The sequence below is a fragment of the Gordonia effusa NBRC 100432 genome, from assembly GCF_000241305.1.
Taxonomy (GTDB): Bacteria; Actinomycetota; Actinomycetes; order Mycobacteriales; family Mycobacteriaceae; genus Gordonia; species Gordonia effusa.
This window is the reverse complement of record NZ_BAEH01000115.1, coordinates 38,095-54,556: the sequence shown is the minus strand read 5'-3', so window position 1 is coordinate 54,556 and position 16,462 is coordinate 38,095. Positions and strand designations below refer to the sequence as shown.

The following is a 16,462-nucleotide window of genomic DNA, read 5'->3' as shown; positions in this document are numbered from 1 at the left end:
CCGCAACGGTCACGTGAGCGGGACGTTATCGATCCGCTGCATACACGCCACAAAATTCGGTCAATACTCGCATTCCCCCTGGTGCGCGAGCTAGCAATGACGGGGCAGCGCTGCTGAGATTCCCTCGGCGATACCCCGGGCGTAAGTGCGCAATGCAGTGGCCGCCACCGCGACCGAGCCGCCAGCCTCCCCGGGGCTGAATTCGTTGTAAACCCACGGCGTGTTCTGCGCGAGCAGCGAGATGATCGGAATATTGCCGGACCATAGCGGCGATCGCCCGCCGAAGTCGTTGTCCTGCACGGGGACCCGGTGGCCTTCTGCGCGACTTCGGGCCCCGGCGATGATCACGGCGAAGCGCTGACTGGACGCAGCGGTGCCTGTGGTGCGGAAAGTTACGCGCCGGGTGGTGCCACCGGCACCAGTCCCTTCGCGGTATAGCCCAATCCGTTGCGGGAACACCGCATTGACACCGGGGCTGGTGTGGATGCTGATTCCGATCGCGGCTCGCGCTTTCTCGGCACGGTCCACCCGCTGGCGATAGCTCACACTCTCGCTCAGCGACCGCTTCAGCAGAACAACCCGATAGCCGCGGGCCCGCAGGATCGTCGCGACCTGGCTCGCGACCGAGTACGCATCCGCGTCTTCGGCACCATTTGGATAATCAATCTGCGCCACACCGGTTTTCGGATCGAAAGACTCGATGCGCACCGGATTGTGTCCGGGATCGAGTGCGACGACCGGAGCAGCACAGATAGCCGCCGGGGACGCGACTGCCGACGACGTGAGCGGCGCTCGACTCTCGGTGACACTCGCTGTGCCGGGCACGGCCGTCGTCGAATTCTGCGGGTCAGCGGGCGAAGCGCAACCGCTGAGCGCCAAAATCGCCGCAACTGCGGCGACTAGCCCTCGCATTGCCCACCCACTTGATGAAAGAAAACTTCCCGCGCACTCGCTCGCATCGGGACGATCGGCATGTCGTGGGTACCTACCTGCTGCATGTGCCGCCCGGAAGCTGTTCGACCTTCGTATTCAGCCACCGCGCAACCTGATTGAGGGTCGAGATACCGCTTTCCAGCGAACCGCCGGATGCTGCCGTTGTCATTGCGATCGCCGTTTTTACGCCTCCGCCGAACGTAAGGATTGCGATCTGCCGCACCACATATCCCGACGCCGGACTGGGCCCCCAGCCACCTTTGACCGCCGTCGACGTCGGGGCGGCCATGATCTGCGCACCCCACTGTTGATTGCCCGCGACATTCCCCATATAGCCGAGCACGCGGTTGGCGTCGGGTAGGCATGGCAGATTCGCTGCGAAGATCGCGGCATCGGATGTCGGCCACGGCGTCTGACCGAAGACGGTGAAACCCGCGAGAAGGCGCCTGCTCGGCACTTGAGCGTTCGACCCCGCCTGCCGAAGTACCGCCATCACCGCTTCCGACGCGCGGGAACCACCTCCCAGCGACGCCCACAATGCCTCGGCAGAAGCGTTGTCGGACTGAGTGATCGCCGCTGAGGTAGCGGTCATCGGACCATCCTTCCGTTCGGCGGCGATTGCGAGCGGCACCTTGATCGTCGACCATGCGACCTGAGTGCCTAGCGTTCCCAGATTGATCCGCTGCCACGACGAAGCGCCGACTCCAACAATTGAGACCGAGACCGGTTGAGATAGGCTGCGCGACAACGCCTTCCAGCCCCTGCGCAGTTCAGCGGCGCCGGCGACCGAACGTGCGGACATACTCGATGTCGACGTCGAACTGGCCGGTGCCACAACGGTTTTGGTTACCGTCGTGCGGGTCTCAGTGGCTGCCGGACCGCATGCACTCAGCACCACGGCTACAGCGGCAATCGCAACCGTCCCTGCCCATCTACTGGCCACCGGGTATTGTCCCCTCATTCGTCTGCGAGCTTTCAATAGATGACCACGACTGCATTATTTCCACCGCGACACGCCACGACGTCGCCTTCCGGGTTGCAATTCATCACGTAACTCTGGAAAGTCTTCGGACTATAGGCAATGACTTGCCGGGACTGCCCCTTCGCTCCGGTCCGCAAATATTCGTCGCGAACCGCAAACGCGAACGCGCAACTGGTCACGCTGGTTCCGACGCCAACCGTCGTGTCACATTGGGTGGACTCCGGCGCCGGCACCGTCGCCGAAGGAGCATCTTGGGTGGACGTCACCGTCTGCGTCACGATCGAGTCATCGCTGACCGGGGTGCTATCTCCCTGAGAGGTCGCCACGATGAAAATGGCAGCGCCCAGCAGAATCAGTAAGACCACTGCGATTCCGGCCAGGATTGGAATCAACGAGCGCTGCTGCGGCGGCGGCGGGTAGGGCGGGCCTGTGACGTATGCACTAGGAACGCTGACTGGCTGCGGGACATAGGCCGGCTGCGGTTGGGATAGATACCCGGCGTGCGGCTGGGAAACGGATCCGGGTTGCGGGGCCGAGACATTCCCCGGCCCCAACTGGACCGGACCGGACGGCCGAATGACCGTCGGCGAATACGCGGGCACACGATACTGCGTCTCGTCGTAGGCACCGGGTGCAGCAGATTCGATGACCTCGGTGGTGGCACCGGCCGATGGAACGGGCGAGTGGTCGGGTTTGAGCAATGAGATGGTGTGTTCCGACGTGGAGGCCTCGGCGGAATCGATGTCGATCGCGGCGTGGGCTTCGGTCGCGAATTCCGCGGCCGAGGGGTAGCGCTGCTCCGGCGCTTTCGCGAGCGCTCGAGCGATTACCGGCTCTAGCGCCGCCGGCAAATGCGAATCGAGCGATCGTAGCGTCGGCGTCGGGTCGAGCACGGCCGCCTTAATGGCTTTCGACACCGTAGCCGCCGGGTGCGGCACCTGGCCGGTGAGGCATTCGAAGAAAACCGCGGCCAAGGCGTAGATATCGCTCGCCGACGACGCCGTCTCATTGTCGAACTGCTCGGGCGCCATATATGCGAAGGAACCGATTGTCGACCCGGCCTGAGTTAGGTGGGTCGACGAATCCGATTGTGCGATACCAAAATCCACGAGATACGCGAAGTCGCTTTCGGTGACGAGGATATTTTCCGGCTTCACGTCGCGGTGGACCAGTCCGTCGGCATGTGCGGCGTCGAGAGCCTGGGCAATCTGCCCGACGATCGCGACGGCACGTTCCGGCGTCAGTTTTCCGGCGTCGGTAAGGACCTTGCGCAAATCGCGCCCGGAAACCAGTCGCATGTCGAGGTAGAGAACACCCTCGAGATCGCCGAAGTCGTGGATGGGGATGATATGCGGTTCGCCTAGTCGAGCGACCATACGCGATTCGCGGCGGAATCGTTCCTGGTAGACCTGATCATTGGCAAGCGACGGATTGAGTAGTTTAAGGGCTACTACGCGGCCCTTCTCCGTATCGTAGGCGCGATAAACCTCCCCCATCCCGCCACGACCGAGGAGTTCGTCGAGACGATAGGGGCCAAACTGGGTGCCGACACGACTTTCCGACATGGACGAAGTCTATGCGTGTGCGGGGCGAGCTTGCGGGAATCCCCTGCTGTTCGACTGACAAACCGGTGGGCCCGCGTAATGGCGGCCGAGACGTCGGGTTGTGTGGTCTCGATACACCGGCCAACGAGTGGTGCCCATTTAACCAACGAGCGGGTCTGCCTGCATATGGGGCAAATCGTAATTTCCATCCCCCTCAAGGGCATCGGAGGGCATATTGCCCTCCGACCACACCCACGGGGACGATAATTCACACCGCGCCGTGCTTACCTCGACGACCTGGGCCGGTCACCGGCTTAGCGCACCGGCGAAACATACCGCTGGTCGAGTGCCCGGCGAGGCGCTAGCCGAGGCGGGTGTATCGAGACCACAAACGTTGCCGCACAATACCTTTCGACGCAAGCTCGCCCGGTCTCGATACACCGCCGGGCTCGCAAGCTCGCACGCCGGCACTCGACCAACAAGAGGGTTGGACCCGCGCCACCGGTGTCCCGCGACCCAACCAGCCCCAAGTCAGCCCTTCCGCAGGTGTATCGAGACCTCGCACGCTCGCACGACGGCGCACAACCAACGACGCGGTTCAACTACTGCGCCACTGCGCCATCCCCAGGAAGACCATCACCAATTGCCGCTCGGTGCGATTCACGATCTCCCGCTCCGCCGCGGCGCCGCGATAGTCTCCGTCGAGGAGATCGGCCACCGCGGTCATCATGATCGTGACGATGAGTTCGGCTGCCAGTTCCAGATCTTCCGGCGACCACGCCGCGAGATCCGGCAGCCGCGACAGGTCAATCGCGAGTTCCTTTGCGAATAACCGCAATTCCATGTCGATTGCTCGCCGAACCTCAACGACGCCGCCGTGTCGCTCACGGATCAGGAACCGGAATTGGGATTCGTTGTTACGAACATGCTCGAGCAAAATGGCCAGCGAATTCTTCGCGGTCGGCATTGCCTGGCGTGCCGCGAGGTCGCGACGGCCCGCACGTAAGGTCCGCCGCAGCACTCGCATCGAATCCTCGACCAGGGTCACGCCCAGGTCTTCCATCGACGCGAAGTGTCGATAAAACGCGGTCGGCACAATGCCTGCTCCCCGGGCGACTTCACGCAGACTCAACCCGCCGAAACTCCGCTCGTCCACCAGCGCCATCGTCGTATCGAGGAGGGCCTGGCGCGTGCGTTCCTTCTTCTCCGCACGACTCTCCGACTCGGTTGCGCCAGTCGGAGCGCTCGTCCGCGCGCGGCGCGTAGTACGCGCGTTCTCCGATCGGCTCACAGTTGTCCAGCTTAGAGCGTGCCGACCGTCACACGAACATTCGCTTGACGCGCACCGCCGCTGATGTGTCACACTTGTTTGTGTACATATGTACACTCAAATTTCCAGCCCACCCAGGAACGGATACCCAGCCCATGAGTCTGAGACTTCCCTCCGCACCGCGTTCTGGATTCCTCGCCGGAATTATCGAGGCAGCCCTCGCCCCGCACCCCGTCGACCGGTACCTCGAGCTTGTCGACCCGATGATGACCTGGCGCGACATGCGCGCGAAGGTCGTCGGTATCGAGCGTCGCACCGATCGCACCGTCACCCTCACCTTGCAGCCGACGCGCCAGTGGGGCGGCCACAAAGCAGGTCAGTTTATCCAGCTCAGCACCGTAATCGACGGCGTTCGACAGAGCCGCTGCTTCTCGCCGGCCAACGCCGCCGACGGCGGAGCCGGACCGATCGAGCTGACCGTGACCGCCCATCCCGACGGCTTCGTGTCGCGGCATCTGCGCGAGCACACCGCCATCGGTGACGTACTCGGCTTGTCAGCGGCGGACGGCGACTTCACATTGCCCGACGACCTCGGCCCGCACGCGGTCTTCATCAGTGGCGGCAGCGGCGTTACACCCGTACTCTCAATGATGCGTACACTCATCGCGAACGGGTACACCGGAACCATTACGTTCGTGCACTACGCCCGCACCCCCGACGACGTGCCCTACGGCGTTGAACTCGAAACTTTCGCGGCCGCGTACGAAAACCTCGACGTTCGTATGCGTTACACCGACGTGCCGGGCGGTGAATTCTTCTCCCCGGCCCATCTCGATGGCATCGCCGGGCTAGACACCGACGGTGACGCGCAGATCTTCCTCTGCGGTCCCGCACCGCTGATGGACGACGTCAAGGGCTACTGCGCCCAGCGCGATATTTCCGACCGCTTGCATTTCGAGGCGTTCACCTTGACCACCCCGACCATCGACCCCAATGAACCGGTCACCGGCGAATTGACGTTCACCCTGTCATCGACCGGCGCGGCCAATGACGGCCGCACCATCCTCGAGCAGGCCGAGTCCGCCGGCTTGTCTCCGGAGAGCGGATGCCGCATGGGGATCTGCTTCTCCTGCACCGCAATCAAGAAATCCGGCTGCACCCGCAACGTGCTGACCGGCGAAACCGACACCGAAGCCGACAAACATATCCAGCTGTGCATCAATCAGCCGGTCGGCGACGTAGAAATCGAGGTGTAAGAACAATGGCTATCCAGATCAGCGACTTTTACCGCGCCGCCCAGGCGAAGAGTTCCAGTAAGTCAGACACCGTCGAGATCAATCTCAGCTACGAGCAGGTCGAACAGCTCGGACGTGACCTCGACGCCCTGCGCGCTCGTGTGGTCGCCGACCTCGGCGACTCCGATCGCGAGTACATCTACTCAATCATCAAGGCGCAGCGCGGATTCGAAGTGGCCGGGCGCGCGTTGATGTATCTGGGCTTCTTCCCGCCGGCCTGGCTCGCAGCAGTCGGCGCGTTGAGTGTCTCCAAGATCCTCGACAATATGGAGATCGGCCACAACGTAATGCACGGCCAGTACGACTGGATGCGTGAGGACACCTACAACTCCCGCGAATTCGAGTGGGACACCGTGTGCCCGGCCGACCAATGGAAGCACAGCCACAATTACATGCACCACACGTTCACCAACGTGCTCGGTGAGGATCGCGACATCGGCTACGGCATCCTGCGAATGGATCGCGACCAGAAGTGGAACCCCTACTACCTGGGCAACCTCTTCTACGCGACCGCGCTGATGGTGTTCTTCGAATGGGGCGTCATGCTCCACGATCTCGAGGTCGAGCGCATCGTCGCCGGCGAACGTAAATGGTCCGATGTCAAGGGCCTCGTCAAAGGCATGTGGCGCAAGGCCAGCAGGCAGGTGCTCAAGGATTACGTGGTGTTCCCGGCACTGTCGGGCCCACTGTTCCTCTCGACGCTGGCTGGTAACGTGACCGCGAACTTCGTGCGTAACCTGTGGACGTACTCAATTATTTTCTGTGGCCACTTCCCCAGTGGCGCACAGACTTTCACCGCCGAAGAGTGCGCCGATGAGACCAAGGGCCAGTGGTACCTGCGTCAGATGCTCGGTTCGGCGAATATCGAGGGCAGCGAACTGTTCCACATCATGAGTGGAAATCTGTCGCATCAGATCGAGCATCACCTGTTCCCCGACATCCCCGCGAACCGCTACCCGGAGATGTCGGCGGAGGTCCGCGAGATCTGCGAGCGCTACGGACTGCCGTACAACACCGGTAGCCTGCGCGGTCAGCTTGGCTCGACCTGGAAAAAGATCGCCAAGCTCTCGTTGCCGAACTCGTGGACACGCGATGACAACAATATCGTCGTCAATATCGAGCGCACACCAGCCAAGGTCGCCGGCTGAGGCTAGCGTTACGCACCGACCAACCCGCCGAGGCAAGCCCTCGGCGGGTAAGGTCGGCCATACGAGACCGTCGAGAGGGTAGGTCATGGGCGACGAATTGGAACGCAAACTCGAACGCAATAAAGACGTCGCCCAGGAGGTCATCGAGACCACCGCGCATCGGGTTGGCCGGATCGCCACAATCATTACCAGCGCGGTCGCCGACGTCGCGCGCGAGATCGGCGAGTTGGTTACCGACGGATTCGAGATGCGCGACGCGGCACGTCGGGCGAAGGCCGACGGCGACCGGCGGTCGGTCGGCGACCTCGACGACACGGACTCGACCGCTGTCGACGATGCCGATCAACAGGCATTGCCAGCGGCGCAGGCAGAGCAAGACTTCGACATTATCGACGCCGAAGTCGACACGGACGAGAAGTAGCTACCCACTTTCCACCCGCGCTGAGCGCAAATATTGGCCCTAGGTAGCACTTGCTCTAGCCTCGGAGAACAAAGTGCTCGCATGGAGGTCACAAGTGTCAGTACCTGAGGCGTTCGCCTTTCCCAACCCGGTCAACGACTACGCGGCACGTTCAACGGCTGGTCTGGTCGTTGTGCTGGCAGTCGTCACGGTCGCGGTCAATCAGTGGTGGCTGTACGCCCTCCTGGCCATCGGCTTCGCCCTCCGCGTGGCCGGCGGTCCGAAATACTCCCCGTTCGGCCGACTCGCCGTGCATGTGATCGTGCCGAAGATCTGGAAGAAGGAGAAGCTGGTACCCGGACCGCCGAAGCGGTTCGCCCAAACCATCGGCTTTGCCCTTTCGACGGTCGCGTTGGTGCTGAGTCTTCTGGGCTACGGACTGGCCGCGCAGATCGCGATCGTGTTTCTCATCATCGCCGCCCTATTGGAATCGGTACTCGGCTTCTGCCTCGGCTGCACGATCTTCGGATTCTTGCAACGCGTCGGCGTCATCCCCGATACGGTCTGCGAAGCATGCAACAACATTTGGGCACGCGACACGACGTCGGCGAACGCGGCCTGACCTTTCCGCTACCGAATCTGTCAGAAGCCCCCGTCGTGACGGGGGCTTCTCCATATTTGGGGGGATCAAACGCTAGCCCAGCAGGCCCAGTGCTATTCCATCGAGGATGTCGTGTTCAGAGACGACCAGGCTATCGATGCCGGCGCGCTCGGCGAGGATCGTCGCCAACTCCAACGTCACCAGTGACCCGCCACCGATCACATCGACCCGGCCGGAGTGCATGGGTCCCAGCGCGGCACGGTCGACTCTGGTCATCTCGATCAACGAGTGGCAAACCTCCCGTAGACGGTCGAATCCTATGCGCGACAGATGGATTCGCTGTGCGTCATAGGTATCCATCCCGAGTCCCAGCGCGGCCAGCGTGGTCATCGTCCCGGCCACCCCGACCCAGGTGGCAGTCCGGTCGACCGCGACCGCGGCCAATGCCGGCGCCAGCCGCTCGGCGATGAACTCGCGGCCAGCGGAGATCTCACTCTCAGTCGGCGGATCGGAATGCAAACACCGTTCGGTCAGTCGGACACAGCCAATATTCGCCGAATAGGCGGCATCGACGACGGCGGCCGATCGCGCCCCGGCTCCGTGTCCGAGCACCAATTCGGTTGAGCCGCCACCCAAATCAGTTACGAGAAATGGTCCGTCGGCCGGATCTAGCTCGCCGACGGCACCGAGGAACGACAGGCGAGCTTCCTCGTCCCCGGTGATAACCTCGGCAACGGTGCCGGACACTACCTGCCCAAGCAGTTCGGCGGTCATCGTGAAAAAATCGTCGCGATTACCAGCGTCGCGCGTCGCCGACGTCGCCACCATCCGCACACGTTGTACGCCAAGCGATTTCATCGTCTCGACGTAGTCAGCCAGCGCACTTCGTGTACGCTCGATAGCTTCGTCGGCGAACAGTCCGGTCGCATCGACGCCCTGCCCCAGCCGCACCACCCGCATTTCGCGATGGATATCAACCAGACCCGAATCGGTGGCGGGTTCGGCGACTAACAGCCGGATCGAGTTGGTGCCACAGTCGACCGCGGCCACGCGGGTCACTCGCCTGCCGCCTCAGCAGTGGGCAACTCCGGCCAATCTGCGGGAATCGCGGTGCCGCGCAAGCCATTTGCCGCGGCCAACGAGACCGCTTCATCTCCGAGCGGATTAACTCCGGGGCCCTTCGCGAGCGAGTGGGCGATCAGCACGTGCAAGCATTTCACCCGATCCGGCATTCCGCCACCGGAAAAGTCGGTACCGAGGGATTCAATGGCGTCCCGCTCAGCGAGGAAACTTTCATGCGCCCGCCGATAGCCTTGTGCCAGTTCAGGATCGGACGCGAGGCGTTCGGTCATCTCTCGCATGACACCGGCCGACTCGAGCCGACTGGCTTCAGCGGTCAACCGTGGGTCGGTCAGGTAGTACAGCGTCGGAAACGGCGTACCGTCGGGCAACCGCGGGGTGGTTTTGACGACCGCCGGACGCCCGTCAGGGGTGTAATAGCTGACCTCGATGACACCGCGCGGCTCTCTACCCAGTTGTGCCGCTACCGCTTTGCGGTCTTCGTCGGAAACACTCACAAATCCACTACCCGTTGATCGATTTTCGGGGACTTACTTGGCAGCTGCCGGTGTGGCAACCGAATCCCATAGGTTCCCGTACCAAGGATTACGTGCTTTCGCCGCGGCTCGCTCTTCTTCGGCCTTGCGTTGCTCCTGCCCGGGGAAGGTCAATACGAGCACGGTCTCACCCGGCCGGGCGTATTGCAGGCGCGCCCGCGCCTTGGCCTCGGTGTACGCGGGATCGCCCTGCTCGTTGACTTTTTGCTGATAGTCGGCGACTTCCCGGTGCAACTGAGCGTTCGAGTCGCGCAACTGGTCGAATTCCGCCTGCTGCGAGAAGTAGGTACGCATCGGCATCGCAAGGGTCAGCACCACGAAAGCCAATACGACCGCCATAATCACCGCGTGTCGGGGATTGACCCCACGCATCCGATGCAGCGCACTCTGCGCGAGTCCCGGACGGGACACGTTGGTGCGGGCACCGCGGGCGGACCGAACCCGGACAACCGGAACAGCTTCGTCCTCGACGTCGGGGTTGACCTCGTCCGGCAGCGCATCAGCGGCTGAATCGACCTCATCAGCAGCGTGGTCGATGGAATCGACCACATCGTCGTCATCGACTACCGGATTCGCTCCGCTGCCGCTCGTCACCCGACGGGGTCCACCCGGGCGGGTCGATCGGATGCGATCGACCCGCCCGCGGCGACTCCGACGGGAGCCGTCGCCACGCTCGCCCGGACGTTCAGCCATAGGTTCTAGCTAATCACGAACCCACGGCGAAGCGTGGGAAGGCGAGGTCGCCGGCATAGCGTGCCGCGTCGCCGAGACCCTCTTCGATCCGGAGCAACTGGTTGTACTTGGCGACTCGCTCGCTTCGAGCGGGCGCGCCGGACTTGATCTGACCGCTGCTACAGGCAACGGCCAGATCGGCGATGGTGGTGTCCTCGGTTTCGCCCGAGCGATGGCTCATCATCGACTTGTAGCCGTTGTTATGCGCGAGCGATACGGCGTCGAGAGTCTCGGTCAGCGTACCGATTTGATTGACCTTGACTAGCAACGCATTTGCGGCACCTTCGCTGATGCCGCGCTCAAGACGCTCGGGGTTGGTGACGAACAAGTCGTCGCCGACGAGTTGTACCTTGTCGCCGATGGCTTCGGTCAACGCGACCCACCCGTCCCAATCATCTTCTGACAGTGGGTCTTCGATCGACACGAGGGGGAAGTCGGCGACGAGCTTCTCGTAGAACGGGATCATATCGGCCGAACTGCGGGTCTCGCCTTCAAAGGCGTATCCCGTTCCCTCGGTGTAGAACTCGGTCGCCGCGACGTCGAGGGCGAGAGCGATATCCGCACCCATCGTGAAGCCGGCCTTACCGATGGCTTCTTCGATGATCTTCAGAGCTTCGCTGGTGCCGGCGACGTTGGGCGCGAAGCCGCCTTCGTCGCCGAGTCCGGTCGACAGGCCCTTGGCTTTGAGCACCGACTTGAGCGAGTGGTACACCTCGGCACCCCAGCGCAGCGACTCCTTGAAGGTCGACGCACCGATCGGGGCGATCATGAACTCCTGCACGTCGACACCCGAATCCGCGTGGGCACCGCCGTTGATGATGTTCATCATCGGTACCGGGAGGATGTGGGCGTTGGGTCCACCGATGTAGCGGAACAACGGCAGGCCGGCCGACTCGGCAGCGCCCTTGGCCACCGCGAGCGACACACCGAGCAGCGCGTTGGCGCCTAGGCGCGACTTGGCCGGGGTGCCGTCGAGGTCGAGAAGAACCTGGTCGACGACTCGCTGGTCGTCGGCGTCAATGCTGATGATTGCGGGGGCGATCTCGTCGAGGACAGCCTCGACAGCTTTGGTCACGCCCTTGCCGAGGTAGCGGGAATCGCCGTCGCGGAGTTCGACGGCTTCATGCTCGCCGGTCGATGCGCCCGACGGTACGGCCGCCCGACTGAACGTGCCGTCGTCGAGTACGACCTCGACCTCGACGGTCGGGTTACCTCGGGAGTCGAGAATCTCGCGTGCGCCAACCTGTTCGATAATTGCCACGGCCACAGCCCCAATCATTTGGTCTAGTCGGCGACTCCAGGGCGCGCCGCCTACATCAGTCGGTGAGAATTACGTCTCTGAGCCTACTGGTCGGCTAGTAGTTGACGCCGATCGAGTAGGCATTGGCCCGATCACGCACTTCGAGCAGGTAACTCCGCGAGTTGTTGTAGGTGAGAACCGCCTTTTCCCAGCCCTGCGCCTCGGTCATATCGCCGCCGGCCGAAACACATAGGTACCGGGCGGCCGACAATGCCGCGTCGTCGAGGTTGTCCGGGTCGGCTTTGCCATCGCCATTAGCGTCGACGCCGTACCGCGCCCACGTCTCGGGCAGGAATTGGAAGGGCCCCATCGCGCGCACGTAATTCGGATTCTCGTCGGTCCCCGGATCCTCGTGATCGACAATGCGCATATTGCCATTGGTGCCGTCGAGTTCGGGACCACGGATCTTCGGCGAGGTATCGCCGTTCGCGGCGATACTGCTGCCGCGATGTTGGCCATGTTTGCTCTCAGTGCCGGCGATCCCCGCGATGGTTGTCCACCCGATACCGCACTCGGGATGTTGCTGGCGCTGAATCTCGGCAGCGTTGCCATACGCTTCGAGCGCGATCATGGGGATACGCAATTCGCTCAACGTTTCTGCCCACGCGCGCAACTTTGATGCTGTCCGGCCAGGTGCGTTGATGTTTATGTAGGGAACCGCCTTACCAGCGCCGGGCGGAATCCCCTGGGGAATGTCGGGGCGGTTGACCGACGGTATGTCGAGGCACCCGGTCGCTACCGCGGCGGTCAACGCCATTGCCGACAGCAGACCAGCCCGACGACGAGTCGACTTTTTTCCGTACCGCACCACTAGTTATTTCCTCGCAAACATTCAGACCGGATTCACAATCTACCGTGTGCAACTTCCAAGAATGTTGTTCGGTTCCCGCCGAAACGGACAATCTACCCAGCATTCAACGATTCGCCCAGTCGCGTTGTAATCTCGCTTGGTTAGCCTTGCCGAAGCAGCTCTCTTGCAACGCTGGAGCTGCTTGATCGAAAGGTGATGATGGAAACGTTGGCCGCGGCAACAAGCCCAACGGTATTCGCGCAGATGTTTGGCAGTACGTTGATCGGAGTCCGCGAAGGACTCGAAACGGGGATCGTCGTCATGATCCTGGTCGCATTCCTCGTCAAATCTGGACGCCGCGACGCGCTCAAATGGGTCTGGCTCGGCGTTAGTCTGGCGGTCGCGATGGTGGTCGCCACGTTCGCGATCATTCACTACGGCACGTCGACCATTGACGGACTTACCGCAGAACTCATCGCCGGGATCGCCTCCCTCGTCGCCGTAGTCATCGTGACCTTCATGGTGCTCTGGATGGGTAAGGCGTCGTCGCATATCTCCGCCGATCTCAAAGAAGGCATGTCCAAGGCGCTCGTCGCCGGAACTCCAGCCGTGCTGGCGCTGTCCTTCCTCGCCGTCGGGCGCGAGGGTTTTGAGACTGCGTTGTTGATGGTCGGTTACGCCGAGAGTGTCTCCGGTGGGTTGTGGCCGCTGCTCGGGTTGCTCTTTGGCGTTCTCATCGCAGTCGCGCTGACCATCGCTCTCTATTTCGGCGCGGTACGCATCAATTTCGCGAAATTCTTCCGGTACACCGGAATCTTCTTAATTTTCGTCGCGGCCGGCATCCTCGGATACGGAGTCCGAGCGCTGCAGACCTATGGTTGGCTACCCGGTATCAACAACGCAGCGTTCGACTGGTCGAGTTGGTATGACCTTTCCTCCTGGTACGGAACGTTGTTCGGGGGCATCTTCAATCTCCGCCCCAATCCGACCTGGCTCCAACTCGCCGCCTGGGCGACCTACCTGATCGTCGTGCTGACACTGTTTCTGCTGCGCACCAAACCCGCTCCGGCGCCGCCTGTCAGTAAGCGCGAATCGACTCCCGCACAACCGAATTCATCACCAGCTCCGACGCCGACCGTCGATGCTGGATACGGAAAGGAAAACCCAACACCGTGAAGCACGCACTTAAGACGACGGTCGCGCTAGGAGCGATCGCGATCGGAGCTCCACTCGCGCTGGCCGGCTGTACGTCGAAGACCGACTCCACCGATGCCATCGCGGTGACCTCGACCAACGACGCCTGCGATCTATCGACCTCCGACGCCCAGACCGGCGATGTCAGCTTCAAGATCACCAACTCGGGTTCCAAAGTCACCGAGTTCTACGTCTATGGCAACAACAGCCGCGTACTCGGTGAGGTAGAAAACATCGGGCCCGGCTTGTCGGGGAACCTGAAGGTCGAGATCACCGAGCCCGGCACATACGCCGTGGCGTGCAAACCAGGCATGGTGGGTCTCGGCCTGCGTAAAGAGATCAAGGTGACCGGCGAGAAGAAGGAAAAATCCGAAGCTCCCGCCGACGTCAACGCCGCCAAGGCACGGTACCTGGATTATGTCCGTGGTCAGACCGCCGCTCTGAGCTCGCAGGTCGCCACGTTCGTCAACAACGTGAAGAGCAACAACCTCGACGCCGCGCGAAGCCAATACGGTCAGGTCCGCACCTCGTATGAGCGCATCGAGCCGGTCGCCGAATCGTTCCAGGACCTCGACCCCAAAGTCGATATGCGCTGGGATGACACCGCCGACGGTAAAGAGCCATTCACCGGCTTCCACCGCATCGAACGTTTCCTGTGGCCACCACAGGCCGCTGAGATCGGCGACGCCCAGGGACAGATCGCCCCGGCCGATGCCGCGAACGCGAAGACAGCCGACACTCCGGCCGCGATCGCCAAGGTCGCCGATCAGTTGCTCGCCGACGTCAACTCACTCAAGACCGAGGTCGACAAGAAAGACTTCGTCTTCGAGACACAGTCGTTCGTGCAGGGTCCCAAAGCACTAATCGACGAGGTCGCGGCGACCAAAGTGGACGGTGAAGAAGACCGTTACTCGCATACCGACCTGTGGGATTTCGCAGCCAATGTCGAAGGCTCACAACAGCTAATCGGTGAACTGCAACCGATCATCGAAGCCAAGAACAAGACGCTGATGAACCAAATCACCGCGGCATTCACCACGGTCGAGAACAGCATCGACAAGTACCGCGAGGGCGACGGTTACGTCTCCTACGACAAGGTGACCGCCGAACAACGCAAAGCTCTCTCGAATCAGATCGACGCCCTCTCGGCCGTTCTGTCGCAGGTACCCGGCGTCGTGCTGGGCTGATTCGCGGGCCGCAAGAATTACGAAGAAGGTATGGCCATGACCGACGACCCGACCCCCGACGCGTCGACCCAAACGGATTCGCGACTGTCCAGGCGCACACTCCTGGGCGCGACCGGGGTAGGCGTCGTCGCCGCGGCCGCCGGCGGCGCGGCGATCGGCCGCGCCACGGCGGCCGATACGTCGGCGCCGAGTGGGGTGGTGCCTTTTCGCGGTGAGAAGCAGGCCGGCATCGTCACCGCGGCCCAGGACCGGCTGCATTTCTGCTCGTTCGACGTGATCACCGACGACAAGGCGGCGCTGGTCGCCTTGCTTAAGCGATGGACCATCGCCGCAGAACGGATGACCACCGGCCAGGAGACCACTCCGAACGGGGCAATCGGCCTGGGTGACTACACTCCACCAGCCGACACCGGTGAGGCACTTGGCCTTTCAGCGTCAAACCTCACCCTGACGATCGGTTTCGGGCCCGGCCTATTCGGTCCGACACCGGCATTCCCCACCGCGCGTGACCGATTCGGCATCGGCGACCGTCGGCCGCCGGCACTCAGTCAGCTCCCGGCATTCCCCGCCGAACGTCTCGATCCCGCTAAGAGCTACGGCGACATCTGTGTGCAAGCCTGTGCCGACGACCCACAGGTCGCGGTACACGCGATTCGCAACCTAGCTCGGATGGGCTTCGGTGTAGTCGCCGTGCGCTGGTCTCAGCTCGGTTTCGGACGCACTTCGTCAACCACGAAAACTCAAGACACTCCGCGAAATATGTTCGGGTTCAAGGACGGAACCAATAACGTCCGCGCCGAAGACACCGATCTCCTCAACAACTGGGTGTGGGTGGGAGACAAGGACAACCCGGCCGCCGCGCAGTGGATGACTGGCGGCACCTATCTGGTAGCGCGTCGCATTCGGATGGACATCGAGCCGTGGGATCGCGCGAATCTTCTTGAGCAGGAACAGATTATCGGCCGAATGAAAGGCAACGGCGCACCGATCGGGCAGGAAAACGAGTTCGACACACCGGATTTCAACATCACCTCCAAGGGGTCACCACTCATTCCACTGACCGCACACGTGCGACTCGCCCATCCCAATCAAAACAACGGTGTCCGACTGCTGCGTCGCGGCTACAACTTCACCGACGGCTCAGACGGTTTCGGCCACCTCGACGCCGGGTTGTTCTTTCTGGCGTTCTGCCGCGATGTCGGGAAGCAGTTCGTCCCGATGCAGAACACGCTGTCCACCCAGGACGCGTTGACCGAATATCTCATCCCCAATGGCGCGGCCGTCTTCGCCGTCCCCCCGGGTTTGCGCGACGGCGAGTGGTGGGGCCAGCACCTGTTCGAGGGGTAACAAGCCCGCGTCGATGTCCCGGCGACGAGTCTCAAGCTATTAGTTGGCGGACCTACAGAAAGGCGACGCCATCCGTTAGCATCGCATTTACTACGCGGCGCTAAGCATGGGTATATGACTACC

At 62.3% G+C, this 16,462-nt stretch carries 16 protein-coding genes; 7 read left to right on the top strand and 9 right to left on the bottom strand.

What is annotated here, in order from left to right; translation table 11 throughout:
• Nucleotides 1-90 precede the first annotated feature (90 nt).
• From GOEFS_RS19875 to GOEFS_RS19860, 4 genes are all read right to left on the bottom strand, one after another.
• Nucleotides 91-912, bottom strand: a complete 822-nt coding sequence (locus GOEFS_RS19875; RefSeq protein ID WP_007319748.1) for an N-acetylmuramoyl-L-alanine amidase — start codon at nt 910-912, stop codon at nt 91-93.
• A 73-nt stretch (nt 913-985) separates the two neighbouring features.
• Nucleotides 986-1,876 (bottom strand): serine hydrolase, encoded by an 891-nt coding sequence (locus GOEFS_RS19870; RefSeq protein WP_007319747.1) that lies wholly within the window; start codon nt 1,874-1,876, stop codon nt 986-988.
• Nucleotides 1,877-1,908: 32 nt separating this feature from the next.
• On the bottom strand, nt 1,909-3,480 hold the full coding sequence (locus tag GOEFS_RS19865) for a serine/threonine-protein kinase (protein WP_007319746.1): 1,572 nt from the start codon (nt 3,478-3,480) through the stop codon (nt 1,909-1,911).
• Nucleotides 3,481-4,057: 577 nt separating this feature from the next.
• The gene (locus tag GOEFS_RS19860) at nt 4,058-4,750 is read right to left on the bottom strand and encodes a TetR family transcriptional regulator (RefSeq protein WP_040525697.1); all 693 of its coding nucleotides are present in this window, start codon (nt 4,748-4,750) and stop codon (nt 4,058-4,060) included.
• Nucleotides 4,751-4,884: 134 nt separating this feature from the next.
• Here GOEFS_RS19860 and GOEFS_RS19855 point away from each other — a divergent pair, with 134 nt between their 5' ends.
• From GOEFS_RS19855 to GOEFS_RS19840, 4 genes are all read left to right on the top strand, one after another.
• Nucleotides 4,885-5,985, top strand: a complete 1,101-nt coding sequence (locus tag GOEFS_RS19855; protein ID WP_007319744.1) for a ferredoxin reductase — start codon at nt 4,885-4,887, stop codon at nt 5,983-5,985.
• 5 nt (nt 5,986-5,990) lie between these two features.
• On the top strand, nt 5,991-7,172 hold the full coding sequence (locus GOEFS_RS19850) for a fatty acid desaturase family protein (protein WP_007319743.1): 1,182 nt from the start codon (nt 5,991-5,993) through the stop codon (nt 7,170-7,172).
• 85 nt (nt 7,173-7,257) lie between these two features.
• Nucleotides 7,258-7,593, top strand: coding sequence for a hypothetical protein (locus tag GOEFS_RS19845; protein ID WP_007319742.1), 336 nt, complete (start codon nt 7,258-7,260; stop codon nt 7,591-7,593).
• Between the two features lie 94 nt (nt 7,594-7,687).
• Nucleotides 7,688-8,194, top strand: a complete 507-nt coding sequence (locus tag GOEFS_RS19840; protein ID WP_007319741.1) for a DUF4395 domain-containing protein — start codon at nt 7,688-7,690, stop codon at nt 8,192-8,194.
• Between the two features lie 72 nt (nt 8,195-8,266).
• On the opposite strand, the gene GOEFS_RS19835 is transcribed toward GOEFS_RS19840, so the two are convergent.
• The 5 genes from GOEFS_RS19835 to GOEFS_RS19815 all read right to left on the bottom strand — a co-directional run bounded on the left by GOEFS_RS19835 (nt 8,267) and on the right by GOEFS_RS19815 (nt 12,578).
• Nucleotides 8,267-9,232 carry a Ppx/GppA phosphatase family protein gene (locus GOEFS_RS19835; protein WP_007319740.1) on the bottom strand — a complete coding sequence of 322 codons (966 nt, stop codon included), beginning with the start codon at nt 9,230-9,232 and terminating at the stop codon, nt 8,267-8,269.
• A complete protein-coding gene (locus tag GOEFS_RS19830) occupies nt 9,229-9,750 on the bottom strand; it encodes a DUF501 domain-containing protein (protein ID WP_007319739.1) in 522 nt (173 codons plus the stop codon). The genes GOEFS_RS19835 and GOEFS_RS19830 overlap by 4 nt, the downstream gene beginning before the upstream one ends.
• A 33-nt stretch (nt 9,751-9,783) precedes the next feature.
• Entirely contained in the window at nt 9,784-10,482 is a 699-nt protein-coding gene (locus GOEFS_RS19825) for an FtsB family cell division protein (protein ID WP_083837378.1), read from the bottom strand.
• A gap of 13 nt (nt 10,483-10,495) precedes the next feature.
• Nucleotides 10,496-11,782, bottom strand: a complete 1,287-nt coding sequence (gene eno / locus GOEFS_RS19820) for a phosphopyruvate hydratase (RefSeq protein WP_040525732.1) — start codon at nt 11,780-11,782, stop codon at nt 10,496-10,498.
• Nucleotides 11,783-11,876: 94 nt separating this feature from the next.
• On the bottom strand, nt 11,877-12,578 hold the full coding sequence (locus GOEFS_RS19815) for a lytic transglycosylase domain-containing protein (protein ID WP_050949980.1): 702 nt from the start codon (nt 12,576-12,578) through the stop codon (nt 11,877-11,879).
• Between the two features lie 252 nt (nt 12,579-12,830).
• Here GOEFS_RS19815 and efeU point away from each other — a divergent pair, with 252 nt between their 5' ends.
• Genes efeU through efeB form a run of 3 tightly spaced genes read left to right on the top strand, consistent with a single transcriptional unit; the run spans nt 12,831 to nt 16,339 of the window.
• Nucleotides 12,831-13,787 carry an iron uptake transporter permease EfeU gene (gene efeU, locus GOEFS_RS19810; RefSeq protein WP_007319735.1) on the top strand — a complete coding sequence of 319 codons (957 nt, stop codon included), beginning with the start codon at nt 12,831-12,833 and terminating at the stop codon, nt 13,785-13,787.
• Nucleotides 13,784-14,992, top strand: coding sequence for an iron uptake system protein EfeO (gene efeO / locus GOEFS_RS19805; RefSeq protein WP_007319734.1), 1,209 nt, complete (start codon nt 13,784-13,786; stop codon nt 14,990-14,992). Before efeU ends, efeO begins: the two co-directional genes overlap by 4 nt.
• A 36-nt stretch (nt 14,993-15,028) precedes the next feature.
• Nucleotides 15,029-16,339, top strand: a complete 1,311-nt coding sequence (gene efeB, locus GOEFS_RS19800; protein WP_007319733.1) for an iron uptake transporter deferrochelatase/peroxidase subunit — start codon at nt 15,029-15,031, stop codon at nt 16,337-16,339.
• Nucleotides 16,340-16,462 lie beyond the last annotated feature (123 nt).

Coding starts and splice junctions, on each gene's coding strand:
- GOEFS_RS19815 (WP_050949980.1), bottom strand. CDS start 12,578: ATGGCGTTGACCGCCGCGGTAGCGACCGGGTGCCTCGACATACCGTCG.
- GOEFS_RS19865 (WP_007319746.1), bottom strand. CDS start 3,480: ATGTCGGAAAGTCGTGTCGGCACCCAGTTTGGCCCCTATCGTCTCGAC.
- GOEFS_RS19855 (WP_007319744.1), top strand. CDS start 4,885: ATGAGTCTGAGACTTCCCTCCGCACCGCGTTCTGGATTCCTCGCCGGA.
- efeB (WP_007319733.1), top strand. CDS start 15,029: ATGACCGACGACCCGACCCCCGACGCGTCGACCCAAACGGATTCGCGA.
- GOEFS_RS19875 (WP_007319748.1), bottom strand. CDS start 912: ATGCGAGGGCTAGTCGCCGCAGTTGCGGCGATTTTGGCGCTCAGCGGT.
- efeU (WP_007319735.1), top strand. CDS start 12,831: ATGGAAACGTTGGCCGCGGCAACAAGCCCAACGGTATTCGCGCAGATG.
- GOEFS_RS19845 (WP_007319742.1), top strand. CDS start 7,258: ATGGGCGACGAATTGGAACGCAAACTCGAACGCAATAAAGACGTCGCC.
- GOEFS_RS19825 (WP_083837378.1), bottom strand. CDS start 10,482: ATGGCTGAACGTCCGGGCGAGCGTGGCGACGGCTCCCGTCGGAGTCGC.
- GOEFS_RS19850 (WP_007319743.1), top strand. CDS start 5,991: ATGGCTATCCAGATCAGCGACTTTTACCGCGCCGCCCAGGCGAAGAGT.